Source organism: Dyadobacter sp. HNCC25DJ187 (assembly GCF_056895255.1).
This window is the reverse complement of sequence record NZ_JBXHAT010000001.1, coordinates 903,530-917,616: the sequence shown is the minus strand read 5'-3', so window position 1 is coordinate 917,616 and position 14,087 is coordinate 903,530. Positions and strand designations below refer to the sequence as shown.

Sequence of the window (14,087 nt, the reverse complement as noted above, 5' to 3'; positions counted from 1 at the left end):
AAATATAATCTTTTATTTTCACTAAAATCACACACACTTTATATGAGGGATTTACTACGCATTTTACTTTTCGCTGCACTGTTTGTTTTATTTGTAAATTATTCGTATTCACAAACAGTTGTTTATGTGCCAGGCAATTCATCAACTTTGCCAAATTATCCAACGGTGGATTTGGCTCTCACTAATTCTTCGAATGATCTTAGAATTGTTCTGACTTCGCCAGTTACTACTCCCGCAAATGGTTTCACATTTCCATCCGGCCATCCTGACAGAACGGTTGAGTTTTATGGTTCAGATACGCTTACGGCCATTATTGACGGTTCTGGCCTGAATGGAGCTAGTTCAATGATGGGAACAGGAGGACCAGCTTCAGTTTATAATATGAACAGTAGATTAGGATCTATCAAATTTACAAACATAAAAATTATCAATGCTCATACCAATGGTAATGGTTCGGTTTTGAATACGAATACTCCGGTGGTCGTCATGGCAATTAATTCTGTTTTTGATAACAATCGTGCTGGCGTGGATGGTGGAATGTTTTACATCAGACATGATACAAACAAATTAAATCCTATTATTTTTAATAACTGCTATTTGAGAAATAATACCGCTGCGAGAGGAGGAATTGGGTTTTTTCAAATTAGAGGGGTTAGGGTGGATATTGAATTTAACAATTGCGTTATAAATAATAATAGTGCAAATGGTGTGTATGGCGATGATGCTTATGGGGGAGGTTTAATTAGTGTATTTCCCGGGAACTCGATGCACGGTTCCAACATCTTAATCAATAGTTCTACGATGTTTAATAATAGTAGCTTATCTGATGGTGGTCTATTTTATATTGCGAATCAGGTCGACAATGCGGATAAAAATATAATTAAGATTTTGGGGAGTCGGATAGCAGGAAATAAAAGCAGAGTAAATGGAGGGGGCTTTTATACAGGCAGGGGGAACTATGATATTCTGGTTCAGAACAGCAATCTGGATGATAATATCTCTGAAACAGGAAGTGGGGGTGTTTTTTATATTCATAGATTCACAGCCGCTAATTCGTCTTTTTTAGTTGATGGTTCATCATTTTTGCGAAACAAAGCAAATCTCCATGGAAGTGTTCTTTACACGGGTGAACTTCATAACGGCTCTACTTTTGGTATACGCAATCACGCTGTTTTCAATAGAAATGTTGCCACAACCGGTTCAGGTGGCGTTTTTAACATCACCTCGGTTGGCGATCAGGTCACTTTCGATTGGTCGGATTTTATCATGAACAATAATGCTGCGGGAGAAGATGGGGGTGTATTATACAATGGAGGGTCTGGTGTTAATTTTACATTTCTGAGCTCTAATGGTACTTTGCAGAGCAACCTTGCAGGTATTGACGAGGTCTTTGAACCAAATAACAGCTATCCTAAAGGAAATGGAGGAGTTATGTACGTGGGTATGATAGGTGTAAATGCGTCATTTACATTTGACAACCTTGCTTTAACTTCTAATGAAGCACAGACCGGCGGTGGCGGAGTATTCTATACTGATGAAGTTGCGAATTCTTTTAAATTCAATATGACCAGACTAACGGTAAAAAATAACTGGTCAGGCGAACATGGCGGAGCTCTGAATCTGGGAGAGGTAATTGGAGCCTTGTCAAACTTTACTATCAAAACTTCAGTCTTTGAGAATAACGAATCGCGCTCTCAATATGGAGGAGGAGCCATTATTGCCGCTAAAATGCTTCTTGGGGGAGGTGTTCAATTCAATTTTGAGGATCTGGAATTCAGAGATAATAGAGCAGAACAAAGAGGTGGGGCGATTTGTCTTGCAGGTTATGACGATACAAATTATTTTGAATGCAGAATGAAAAGGGTAAAGTTTTATGATAATATCGCAGTAATGAGTGGTGGTGCTCTCTATTTTACCAACGGGATGATTGACATGTCTGAGGGTATGTTTGAAAATAATCGGGTTGAGTCATCTGCTTCTGATGGTTTGGGAGGTGGCATTTATTTTGATTATACATCGGCTACTATTACAAACAGTTCTTTTATAAACAATTATGCAGATAATGGGGGTGCAATAATGCACCAGCGATCCAGACTTGCCTCTACCCGCAATACGGTTTTCGTAAACAATGAATCATCTATCTCAGGAATTGGTGGAGCTACTTATCATTCAGCGAACTCCTATTCGACAGAATACTTCAATTGTTTATTTGCAGGAAATACGGCTGGAATTTTTGCAGGAGCGATTTATCAGCGCGCCGCAGGAGGCATAGGGAATCAGCCTGTTCCTATAGTCAATTGTACATTTTATAACAATTTCACAACTAACAACAATAATTCACAAAGTAATATTAGTGCCGGGGCTGTTTTTTCGCATACGGCATCAAACGTTGCCAATTGTGTATTTTATAACAATAGCGGACCCTCAGTAAGTAATTTCAAAGACCTAAATATGTGGGTTCCTGCGTCTAGTACTATTACGACGAGCTCGATGCAACTGGCGAATGGAACAGCATACAATAATCCTGCTTTGGTAGGGGTAAATCTGTTTGGAAATACAAACCCAGGATTTATGAATGCGTCTAATGTTCTTGGTGCATCAGGAACCGGTAGAGGCACAGATGCCGGTCTGAGGCTTACGCATCCATCCATGGTCAATAACGGTACCAATAACGTTAATTCTACTGTAAGTGATTTATCAGGAGCCGGGAGATTTGAAGGGATAATAGATATGGGAGCCTATGAAAAGGTATTTGTATTACCAGTAACGCTTGTAAACTTTACAGTATCAGGAGAGAATGAAATCACCCATTTGGCTTGGTCAACGACTGTGGAGACAAATAGCTGCTGCTTTGAAATACAACACAGTCTCGATGGAAAGGTATGGAACACTATCGGTATGGTTAACGCACAGAACACTTCTGGCGGGCAACATGATTACAATTTTAAGTCTGATGTTGGCTTGCAGGGAAATTCATCTCATCGCGTGGAATATTACCGCTTAAAGATGTTGGATAACGACGGCACCTTTGCATACAGTGCTATCAGAAGTTTTCAGACAGCGTCTGAGTTAAATGTGAGTTTTTATCCCAACCCTGTAGCCGAGAGTTTAGTGTTCAAAGCCTTAGATATGTCCACTGTTGTGAATGTAGAACTTATTAATATGTCAGGGGTAACTGTGCTTCGATCTTTGCCGCCCTACCTAAATAACAGCATAAATGTCAAAGCTATAATCCCAGGCATTTATATCGTCAAGCTTGAACAGGGTAATGGGCGTATAATTACGGGACGAATATTGGTTGCAAAATAGATTTCAGAAGGGTATTCTAGTAATCCGCTGTATCCGAGTGTAAACACTCAGTTACAGCGGATTACTTGTTTTTAATATGCATGCCTGTGAGCTATCCATTTTATAAATATGCTTCTGCCTATATACCATGAAATTCGTCAAACGACATAGCTATGTGTTGTCTGGCTTTTCCTGATTTTGTAGTTATCTCACACATCGCCGTCTTCGACATTCTCATCCATTTGCTTATTATACGCTGCAACTTTATACTCACATTACGTTCAATCCATTCTTAACTACATACAATAAATAGAAAAAATTTTATTGTAAACTGTATATAATCATCATTGTTGATAAAATATTTATATTGGCACAATTATTTTGTAGAATTATGTTTACTGAAATAGTTGTATTTAATGGTATACGAAAGTAGTAGTACTTATATATGTGTTAGTATGTGTACACTTGCAAGTGTAATTAATGTCTGAAACCGAATTGCCATCATGATTTGATAGACGCATTGGTTTCGAATCTGTAAGCCGAAATAGTAGGGATTCATAGTGGTAACATTCTCCGATTTTTCAGCTGATAGGTAAGTGCGCTTTCTACTGTCATCCATATTGAACCAAGCCAACTGTCTAATTAGTCGCAAGCTTTATATAGAAGATTAAGCTATTTTATTACACTCAACTCAATGAATTATTATGAAAACTTCACTACTAAAAAGTCTTTATCTCATAGCAATCTGCTGGGTTATATTTCATGATACTTATTCGCAAACAATTGTATACGTCCCAGGAAGCACATCATCTTCTCCGAATTATGCAACTGTTGATCTGGCATTGACTAATGCCTCTAATGATCTGCGAATTGTCTTAACTTCACCAGTAAACGTACCATCCAACGGTTTCACGTTTCCTTCAGGCCATCCTAATCGTATCGTTGAGTTTTATGGATCGGATACGCTAACCGCTATCATCAATGGAGCATCTTTGAGTGGAGCAAGCTCATTGATGGGAAATGGGAGCCCAGCGACAGTTTACAATATGAATGACCGACTTGGCAGTCTCAAATTTACTAATGTGAAGGTGATTAACGCACGTACAACAGGTAATGGATCCATTTTGAATACCAATTCGCCAGTAACAGTAACTGTTGAAAATTCAGTTTTTGATAACAATGGTGCTGGTGTTGACGGCGGAATATTTTATATCAGGCATGATACAAGTACTCCCAATCCTATTGTCTTTCGGAATTCAAAACTTCGAAATAATACAGCAGCAAGGGGAGGATTAGCCTATTTTCAGAATAGAGGTGTGAGTGTTACTCTAGAATTTGATGGTTGTGATTTAAATAACAATAGTGCAACAGGTACATCAGCAGAGGCGTCTTATGGAGGTGGCTTAATAAGCTTCGCGCCGCTCACTTCCACCTTTGGAAGTAGCGTCTTAATTAATAGCTGTAGTATAGTAGATAATAGTAGCCTTTCGGATGGCGGATTATTCTATGTAACCAATCAACTTGATGGCGGAGTATCTAAAAATACCATAACCATTACACAGAGTAATATCTCACGTAATAGATGCAGAAATAATGGGGGAGCATTTTACTATGGGAGAGGATACCATGACGTCACAATTAGATCAAGTACTTTTGAAAACAATAGGGCTGAAGTTGATAATGGAGCAGTATTTTATATGCATAGATTTACAGGCGAGAACTCATCCTTCGTTGTTGACCAGTCCACATTCACAGAAAATGTAGCGGGTCTTGGTGGAAGTATATTATATACAGGTGAGCTCAATAACGGTTCTGTTTTTAGGGTTCAAAATAATTCTACATTCACAGACAATGTTTCTACTGGTGGGTCGGGAGGCGTATTTACAATATTAACGGTGGGAAATAACGTTACATTTGATTGGTCAAACTTAACAGCTAACCGTAATATAGCTGGAGAAGACGGCGGAGTGTTATTTAATGGAGGTTCTGGTAGTAACTTCACATTTTTAAATTCGAACTGCATTTTCCAAAATAATAAAGCGGGTACTGATGAAATTTTCGACCCGGCAAATGGAAATCCAAAAGGTAATGGTGGCGTTATGTACGTAGGATTAATTGGCAATGATGCCAGATTTAACTTTAATAATTTAAATTTTACAGCCAATGAAGCCCAGACCGGCGGCGGCGGCGTGTTTTACACGGATGAAGTTGGTCGGGGATGGAATTTTTTAATGACTGGCTTGACAATTAATGATAACTGGGCTGGAAGACATGGTGGAGCGCTCAATCTAGGTGAAGGAATAGGAGCACTTGCAAATTTTACTATTCAGAATTCCAGTTTTCAGAATAATGATTCCAGATCAGAGTATGGTGGAGGAGCCATCATTGCAGCTCGAATGCTGGCTGGTGGTGGCACACAATTTAATTTTCAGGATCTTTCTTTCACGGGAAATCGTGCGGTCGAGAGAGGTGGCGCTATTTGCTTAGCAGGGTTCGATAATACTAGCAATTTCAGTTGTACCATTAATAGGGTAAATTTTAATGATAATTTATCATCCTTAGGTGGTGGTGCAATGCATATCACAAACGGTGTAATAGATATTGCTGAGACTATGGTCGCCGGTAACAAGGTAGTCAGTAATGGTATAGAAGGAATAGGAGGAGGGATTTACTTTGACTATGCAGATGTCACAATCACTAACAGTACGTTTGTAAGCAATGAGGCAGACAACGGTGGAGCAATCTATCATCAGCGATCTAAAAGAGCTTCTACCAGAAATTCAGTATTTGTAAATAACACTGCATCCTTAAATGCAGGAGCTAATTATCATTCTTTAGATTCTTTTGTTACAGAATATTACAACTGCGTGTTCGCTGGAAATCAGGCAGGAATTTTTGCAGGAGCACTTTATCAGCGTGCATCAGGTGGGGTAGGTACATCACCTGTACCGATAGTTAACTGTACCTTTTACAATAATTCCACAAGCAATAATGGTGATGAGCAAAGCAATATCAGCGCAGGAGCATTGTTCTCGCATACTGCATCTAATGTGGCCAACTGTGTTTTTTATAATAACACCAGTCCGGCTGTAAGTCGTTTTAGTGATGTTAATTTTTGGGTGCCTGCAACAAGTATCATTACCACGAGTTCTATGCAACTTGGCAATGTCGCAGCGTACAGTAATCCTGCGCTGGTAGGTACTAGCTTGTTTGGCAACACCAACCCTGGTTTTGTAAATGTATCGAATATACTTGGAGCGTCCGGAACAGGTAGAGGCACGGATGCTGGACTACGTCTTGTTAATACATCTATGGTGGACCGGGGAACAAATATAATTAATCCATTATTGGTTGATTTGACAGGAGCAGTTAGAATTCAGGTGACCATAGATATGGGCGCATATGAAACTGTCACTGCGTTGCCAGTAAGGCTTATAAGTTTTAATGTAACCAAAGAAGGACTAACAAATAATCTGGTTTGGTCTACTACAGTTGAAGAGAACAGCTGCTGCTTCGAAATACAACACAGCTCAAACACTACTAAGTGGAATACAATTGGAAAAGTAAACGCTTTGAACAATCATATAGGCAAATACGACTATAGTTTTAAACATGGTGGACAAGCCACGGGAACTTCTTCTCACAAGATGGATTATTACCGGCTTAAAATGATTGACAACGACGATACATTTACCTATAGCCTTATTAAAAGTATAGAATCCTCAGGTGAACTGAACATCAGTTTTTATCCAAATCCTGTCATTGAGAAATTTACTATTGAGTCTCTGGATATGTCATTACTGGTAAATCTGGACATCATAAATGCTTCCGGGCTGACTGTTCAACGTATCTTACCACCGTATACATCTAATAGTATAAATGTTTCCGGATTAAATCCGGGTGCATATATTGTGAAAATGAAGCAGGAAAACGGCCAAATTGTTACCGGCAGAATACTGATTGCAAAATAGAATCGGCCTTCAAAGAAAATGAGATCACCAACCAGGGCGATCTCATTTTCTTATGTATAAGTCAGCTTTCACTCAGCTAATCCAGCCTCGGAAAGTAGTAGCAACAGTGCATTTTGAATCGCAAGATGCCCTTTATCATTGAGCCACCACTCGTCCAACGCGTGAGCATTACCGCCCACTCCGCCGCCGCCGATAGTTACGCATGGAATCCCCAGCGACAGAGGAGTATTGGCATTGGTAGAGCTGATGCCCAGCATCGGCACAGACCCGAAATAGTCGGCTACTGCTGCAGCTCTTTGTACAAGGGGTGCCGTCTCAGTCAGAAATCCAGTAGGCCGGTCTCCGACATTTTTAACATCTACGGTCAGGTCTTCACCCATTCTTTTGATTGCATTTTCTTCTGCTAGGCCACGTGTGATGGCAGTTTGCAAAAGCTGATTGATCTGTTTTAATTTTTCAGGACTTTCTGAACGCATATCCACTTCCATCCACGATTCAAAAGGAATTGCATTCACGGATGTTCCGCCACCGATTACGCCAATGTTATAAGTCGTTTTCTGACCCGTTTTAGTGAATTTATCTGCGTCTATTGTAAAGTAGTGAATGGCTCTTGCCAGTGCATTGTGCGGATTCACCAATCCGAATGCGCCATAGGAATGCCCTCCCGGCCCTTTAAATGTCACCTTGTAACGAAGTGATCCCACCCCTCCGTTCACTATCCTTCCTACACCTCCGCCATCTACAGCGATATGAGAATCTATTTTCAGCCCATCTTTACTGTAAAGTTGCTTTACACCACGCAAATCGCCAAGGCCTTCTTCTCCTACTGTACCGATTACGTATACATCAGCTTCAGTTCGGATTTTATTTTGATTCAGCGCTTTTAATACCGTGAGTACAATGGCCAGGCCGCGCGTATCATCGCCAATGCCAGGTGCTTTGAGTGTGTCGCCTGCAAATCTCACTTTCACATCCGTGCCTTCAGGAAATACCGTATCCAAATGTGCATCAATGACCACTTTCTTGTTTCCTGATTTGCCTTTACGAAGCGCAATAACATTCCCTACCGGATCGGTCCACAGTGAGTCGACACCGATCTGCATGAGCATTTTGGCATATTGTTTTCCTCGTACTCCTTCTGCAAACGGAGGAGCCGGAATTTCGGTGAGCAGTATATGGTCTTTCCGGGTTTCGGGCTCCAGATCAAGGATGGTTTGCAGGGCCGCCTTTACCTTTGGTTTAGAACCCAAAGCGGCGATTTCTTCGACGAATTCTTTTTTCAGACCTACCCGCTGAGATTTAGGTTTCTGTGAGAAAACGGCGGTGGACGCTACACAAAAGCAAACGATAAGTATTGTCTTTTTCATTTTGGAATAACAGTTAGGTAATTTCAAAGTGCATGAAATATGTGCAGACTTCAATCAAATGAAATATTGAATTAAATCCAAATAATGCAATTTGATTCCAGTAAATACTTGCTTTCGCAATACACTGAGCTGCATTTAGCGTAATTGCATAGGTACTATTTGGTTGATCGCTCCGGATACCTGGTTCGTATTGTTTGCACATATCGCCTTAGATCGGCATATTACAGAACCAACTTATGAACTATGGATTTACTGACTTATTTCAAGCTGATCACTACCATCTCTGCCCATGCAGAAGAGGGCATTATTACAGGTTTCAAACATCTGCAGCATCCGCGTAAGCACCATCTTTGCAAACAAGGACAGATTGTCAATCAGCTGTATTATATACATAATGGGTTGGTGCGTATGTATTACATCAATAAGCAGGGCAAGGATGTTACCTACGGTTTTTATACAGAACAGCAGTTTGTGACTGTTCCGGATAGCTTCTTCGGTCATTCGGCGAGTCGTTATTATCTGGAACTGCTTGAAGACTGTGAGCTGTATGCTGTGAGCTACCAGGAAATGGCAAAACTCAGAGAGAAGTATCCGGAAGTGCAATTGATTGAAAATCATGTACTAAGGCAGCTCTTGCTGAAAGTTTCTGATAGAATTGTTGCGTTGCAGTTCCTTAGCGCGGAAGAACGTTATATCAAACTAGAAGAATCTCAGCCTTCTATATTACAAAGGGCTCCGCTTGGAACTGTTGCCTCTTATCTGGGCATTACACAGGAAACACTCAGCCGGATAAGAGCGCGCCGGTTGTCTTAGTACAATAACAGCTGGCTTTGCTTAAATTTCATAATTTTTGATTCTATTCCAGCATGTGCTGCCTTTGCACCTGTCCGGTGTTTTTTGATCTATGTCAAAAGAACTCATGGTAGGTATGGGGAAATTTGTATCATAAAAAAATGCAAATCGAACCATTATGAAAAGGATACTAAAATTGGGGTTAGGTTTTGTAGCGATACTCGGAACTACAAACGCATTTGCGCAAAATGCGCCCGGCCTGGATGAGCTGATCTCTGCTGCACTTCGGAAAGACCATAGTCTGGCTATGAAGCAACTCGACATCGACCTTGTGCATATAGACCAACGTAAACTATCAGAAACATATCTGCCACATGTAGATTTGTCTGGTAAATATGCTTTTCTGGCTTCAGGGATAAACCTGAACGCACCTGCGAATTCCGTTCCTGAACTGGGTATTGCCTTGCCGGCCATGGATGAATCATTTACGAATAGGGCCAACCTGATTACAGGTGGTCTCAAAGCTGAAATGATCCTATACTCCGGTGGAAAAGTGCCTGCGCTTAAAAAAGCTTTGAATGAGAAACAGAAAGCGCAGACGGTTTTACTCGAGACCGACCAACAGCAGATTATTGCCGATGTTAGTACTGCTTATGACCAGCTGGCATTACTCAAACAAGTGAAAGTCGTGTTGGCCGAAAGTGGTAAAAGACTTGATGTGAATGCGGGTATTGCTGACAAAGCTTTCGAGTACGGGCTGATTACCAAATTTGAACACCAGAAAATGGATGTGAGCAGAGCGCAGCTGGAGGCGAAACGTCAGCAATATGAGGGAAAGCGCACCCTGCTTATTCATGTGCTACATAAGTATACAGGGATAGAAACCGAAAGACTTGAATTGATAGACCATGATTTGAACGCTTTTTATCAAAACCAACCTGAAGCTTCCATACAAGGTCGGGCTGAACTGACAGCATTCGACGCCGGTATTTTAGCTCAGCAATATAAAATTGAAGCCGCCAAGAGTTGGTGGAAGCCTAAAGTAGCGGCATCTACATCACTAGGTTATCTGAACTTATATGATATTAATTTAAAAGCCAAAGAACCCTTCCCGACCGGAAATACGATGGCCTTAAAAACGAACAAACTCGAGCTGCTGCCCAACTTTAATGTGGGGGTTGGATTTAAGTGGGATTTGTTCGATGGAAATAAAGGAAAAAGAGAAGTGCAGCAATCCAGGATTGAATTACAGAAAGTGCGACTGGAAAAAGAAGAGGTGGTCGAAAAACTAGAGCTGAATCTGATCCGACAAAAAACGGAACTGGGACAGGCCATGGCAGAAATGACTGCCAGAGAGAAACAAAAACAAGTTGCTTTTGATGCACTTACGCAGGCTTCTAAAGAGTTTAAGACAGGTTTAATCAAAACGTCGGATCTCATTGGCGCTGAGACTGATTACCAGAATGCTGCTATGGATTATCTGCAGGCGGTATTTAACCAGAGACGTGCAGGTATTGAGCTATTGAAAGCGACAGGTAGTTTGACAACAGAAGCTGTACAATAAAATATCAACAGAAAAATTAGAAAACATGAATACGAAATCAATTTTGCCATATACACTTATAGTGAGTTTGTTACTTGCCGGCGAGGGTTGTTCAGAAAAAGCACAGAAACCTATGGAAGGTAAAATTAAAAGGGAAACATTGGCTTTTTCGCCAAAGGTCACAGGCCGCATACTGAGAATTGATGTGCAGGAAGGTGATCTGGTTCAAAAAGGTGATACGCTGGCTATGCTGGATGTGCCTGAGGTGAATGCCAAACTGGCTCAGGCTAAGGGCGCTGTAAAAGCAACCGGAGCGCAGCGCTCACTCGCTCGCAACGGAGCTACAGATTATCAAATCAAACAGTTACGGGCAAAGCAGGCAGGTATTAAAGAGCAATACCATTTTGCTGAAAAGTCATTTTCAAGAGCTAAAGCAATGTTTGCCGACAGCATGCTGACGCCACAGGCTTATGATGAAATGGTGGCGAAGTTTCAGGGAGCACGTGCTCAGTTGGACGCAGTGGATGCCGAAGTGGCAGAAGCGCTCAGAGGTGTGAGAATGGAAACACAAACCGCATCACAAGGACAAGCGGATCAGGCTCTGGGCATATTACAGGAGGTAGAAGTGGCTTATTCAGAACGATATATTATCGCTTCTAATGCCATGCAGATCGAAACCATCACACTGCGCCAGGGAGAGTTAGCAACAGCCGGATATCCTGTTTTCAGTGGTTATTTACCTGGTACCACTTATTTCCGATTCACCGTTCCTGAAAGCCGAATTGCAGCATACAAAAAAGGAGAGGAACTGACAGTGCATATTCCTTACACAAAAGGTGAGCTGAAAGCTACTATTCAGAATATCAAACAGCTCAACCGCTATGCAGATGTTACAAGTGCGTATCCGGACTATCAAATCGAAGACGCTGTTTATGAGTTGAAAGTCGAGCCTCAAGACGTGCATCAGGCGGAGCAGCTGCTGGCCAATGCAACAGTGATTTTGTAATCTAACATCTTGATGACTTATAGTATGAAAACTATCAAAGAATTAGTGCAAAGGGAGTTCAGGTTGTTTTTTGCCAACCGTACATTGCTTTCCGTCATGATTTTTGCGCCCATTATATATGCCGTCCTGATCGGATTTGTATACAAGGAGGGGAAGGTGACAGACCTACCGGTGATTGTTGTTGATCAGGATAATTCCCCGTTGAGCAACAAACTGATAGATATGATTGAAGATAGTGAAAGGCTGCATATCCGGCAGATCAAAAAAGAAAATACAGGTACGCAGGAAGATGTATTGAATTCACAGGCTGTACTTGTCATCACTATTCCTGAACGCTTCGAAGCAGATGTATTGCAAAAGCGCTACCCGGAAGTAAACACCTTCATCAATACAGCGAACCTGCTTACCGCTAATATGGCATCACAGGGTATTCAATCGGTGCTGGGCACTTTCAGCGCAGGAATTGAAATTCAGGGATTAATGAAAAAAGGAGTTCCCCAAGCTGCAACTCAGTACGAGCCTTTTAAGTCGAATTACATCAGACTTTTTAATCCTACCGGAAACTACTTCACCTTTATGTGGCCGGCTGTACTGGCAGTGGTCTTGCAACAGGTATTGTTACTGGCATTTGCTGTAAGTTTTGCGTCTGAATTGCAGAACCATACTTTTCAAACCGAAGTGATGGGTTACACACACAATGCTGCACTGGCTATTTTTGTGAAAGCATTGCCGATTTGGTTGCTTACAATAGGAGTGCTGGGATTCTACTATTTGATGCATGGTGTTTTTCATGCACCTATGCCGTCATCGCTGCAGCCTTTTGTGATTACAACATCCATGTTTGTACTCGCGGTGACATGTATAGGGATACTGTTCAGTATTGTCATTCCTGATGCGCTGAAAGCAACGCAGGTGCTAATGATGTTTTCCACACCGGCTTTTCTGATAGGTGGTTTTAGCTGGCCATTGTCCTCCATGCCGGAAGGCGTTCAGTTCATCGCCAATCTGATTCCGCTAACTCCGTTTTTAAACGCACACAAAATTTTACTGATAGAACAAGGTAGCTTGCAAAATGTGCTGCCATTTATCAAACACCTCGGAATTCAGATCGCAGCCTATGGCACGTTAGCTGTAATAGCATTGCAATATAAGATCAAGGTATGGGATAGAGCGGCGACAGAAGTGGTTGTTGTCAAGGGGTAAGGGGGTTGGGGTAAGGGTTTAAGCCGAGGGCCGGCTAAACGATATGATTATTGATTTTATAATGAGTAGGACTAAGTCCGGTAACGTTTTTAAAAATGCGGGAAAAATAGGATAGACTTTCAAAACCGGTTTCAGAAGCAATTTCAGAGAGTGGAAGAGATGTGGTAGCAATTAAAAACTGCGCTCTCTCCACTCTCTTTTTTTGCAGATAAGTAAGCGGTCTTTCAGAAGTGTAGCGTTGAAAGATTCTCGAAAAATAATTCGGATGCTGACTGGCTCGTTCTGCCAGATGCTCAACTGTAATATTTGCCTGCAGGTTAGTCTGCATGAAATGAATAGCTTCAAGTACCTTAGAGGGGATTTTAGAATCTTTGTTATCACGAAAACTATTCCTGTTTAAGAACCTCGACATCAGTTGCAGAATCAACCCTTGTGTTTCCATGTAATCTGCGAATGGTATAAGGTTATTTCTCTGGCGAAATCCTGCCAGCGTGGGCTGTTTATCGTATAGCTTTGGATTGTCAACTTTGCCCAGGCCGCGTCCGGGATTCAATGTCAGAATTCTTTTAAATAGCGTCAAATCCTGTTCTGTAGAGACAATCTTATGAATTTTCCGATTCGCAGCAAAGAGCGAATTGCCGTCTGAACTCTCTTCGAGTACGTGAATATAGTATTGACTCAAAAAGTCGCTGCAGTGATGGTTGCAAATGGTAAAGCTGGGAACCAGATATAAAAATCCTCTTTCCAATATCAGATCGTTACTACTGTCTCCTAATGACCCGGCTCCGTCGTCTATGAGGTAAATCCTGTAAAATGGGCTGATTACATTGTGGTAATTCCAATTTTTGTTCAACCTGATATGATCGGCATTCAAAAGCGAAAAGTTGCCCTTAAAGTCATTATTCTGCATAATATAG

The 14,087-nt window shown here is 41.3% G+C and carries 8 protein-coding genes; 6 read left to right on the top strand and 2 right to left on the bottom strand.

Translation table 11 applies throughout. The features are described 5' to 3' along the window. Positions 1 to 42: 42 nt before the first annotated feature. Both AC1XUE_RS03650 and AC1XUE_RS03645 read left to right on the top strand, forming a co-directional pair. Complete coding sequence (locus AC1XUE_RS03650) at positions 43 to 3,309, top strand: T9SS type A sorting domain-containing protein (protein WP_483354570.1); 3,267 nt, start codon at positions 43 to 45, stop codon at positions 3,307 to 3,309. Between the two features lie 683 nt (positions 3,310 to 3,992). Next, the gene (locus AC1XUE_RS03645; protein ID WP_483354569.1) at positions 3,993 to 7,259 is read left to right on the top strand and encodes a T9SS type A sorting domain-containing protein; all 3,267 of its coding nucleotides are present in this window, start codon (positions 3,993 to 3,995) and stop codon (positions 7,257 to 7,259) included. 68 nt (positions 7,260 to 7,327) lie between these two features. Here AC1XUE_RS03645 and AC1XUE_RS03640 read toward each other — a convergent pair whose 3' ends face one another. Then, positions 7,328 to 8,626 carry a M20/M25/M40 family metallo-hydrolase gene (locus AC1XUE_RS03640; protein WP_483354568.1) on the bottom strand — a complete coding sequence of 433 codons (1,299 nt, stop codon included), beginning with the start codon at positions 8,624 to 8,626 and terminating at the stop codon, positions 7,328 to 7,330. A gap of 243 nt (positions 8,627 to 8,869) precedes the next feature. Here AC1XUE_RS03640 and AC1XUE_RS03635 point away from each other — a divergent pair, with 243 nt between their 5' ends. The 4 genes from AC1XUE_RS03635 to AC1XUE_RS03620 all read left to right on the top strand — a co-directional run bounded on the left by AC1XUE_RS03635 (position 8,870) and on the right by AC1XUE_RS03620 (position 13,170). Further along, entirely contained in the window at positions 8,870 to 9,439 is a 570-nt protein-coding gene (locus tag AC1XUE_RS03635) for a Crp/Fnr family transcriptional regulator (protein WP_483354567.1), read from the top strand. A 157-nt stretch (positions 9,440 to 9,596) separates the two neighbouring features. Continuing rightward, positions 9,597 to 10,982 carry a TolC family protein gene (locus AC1XUE_RS03630; RefSeq protein WP_483354566.1) on the top strand — a complete coding sequence of 462 codons (1,386 nt, stop codon included), beginning with the start codon at positions 9,597 to 9,599 and terminating at the stop codon, positions 10,980 to 10,982. Between the two features lie 25 nt (positions 10,983 to 11,007). Further along, the gene (locus tag AC1XUE_RS03625) at positions 11,008 to 11,967 is read left to right on the top strand and encodes an HlyD family secretion protein (RefSeq protein WP_483354565.1); all 960 of its coding nucleotides are present in this window, start codon (positions 11,008 to 11,010) and stop codon (positions 11,965 to 11,967) included. Positions 11,968 to 11,991: 24 nt separating this feature from the next. Beyond that, positions 11,992 to 13,170 (top strand): ABC transporter permease, encoded by a 1,179-nt coding sequence (locus AC1XUE_RS03620; protein WP_483354564.1) that lies wholly within the window; start codon positions 11,992 to 11,994, stop codon positions 13,168 to 13,170. A 34-nt stretch (positions 13,171 to 13,204) separates the two neighbouring features. Here the strand turns inward: AC1XUE_RS03620 and AC1XUE_RS03615 are convergent, their stop codons facing one another. Further along, positions 13,205 to 14,080 carry a helix-turn-helix domain-containing protein gene (locus tag AC1XUE_RS03615; RefSeq protein WP_483354563.1) on the bottom strand — a complete coding sequence of 292 codons (876 nt, stop codon included), beginning with the start codon at positions 14,078 to 14,080 and terminating at the stop codon, positions 13,205 to 13,207. Positions 14,081 to 14,087 lie beyond the last annotated feature (7 nt).

Excerpts from the sequence above, each read along its gene's own strand:
- AC1XUE_RS03650 (WP_483354570.1), top strand. The coding sequence starts at position 43 with ATGAGGGATTTACTACGCATTTTACTTTTCGCTGCACTGTTTGTTTTA.
- AC1XUE_RS03645 (WP_483354569.1), top strand. The coding sequence starts at position 3,993 with ATGAAAACTTCACTACTAAAAAGTCTTTATCTCATAGCAATCTGCTGG.
- AC1XUE_RS03640 (WP_483354568.1), bottom strand. The coding sequence starts at position 8,626 with ATGAAAAAGACAATACTTATCGTTTGCTTTTGTGTAGCGTCCACCGCC.
- AC1XUE_RS03635 (WP_483354567.1), top strand. The coding sequence starts at position 8,870 with ATGGATTTACTGACTTATTTCAAGCTGATCACTACCATCTCTGCCCAT.
- AC1XUE_RS03630 (WP_483354566.1), top strand. The coding sequence starts at position 9,597 with ATGAAAAGGATACTAAAATTGGGGTTAGGTTTTGTAGCGATACTCGGA.
- AC1XUE_RS03625 (WP_483354565.1), top strand. The coding sequence starts at position 11,008 with ATGAATACGAAATCAATTTTGCCATATACACTTATAGTGAGTTTGTTA.
- AC1XUE_RS03620 (WP_483354564.1), top strand. The coding sequence starts at position 11,992 with ATGAAAACTATCAAAGAATTAGTGCAAAGGGAGTTCAGGTTGTTTTTT.
- AC1XUE_RS03615 (WP_483354563.1), bottom strand. The coding sequence starts at position 14,080 with ATGCAGAATAATGACTTTAAGGGCAACTTTTCGCTTTTGAATGCCGAT.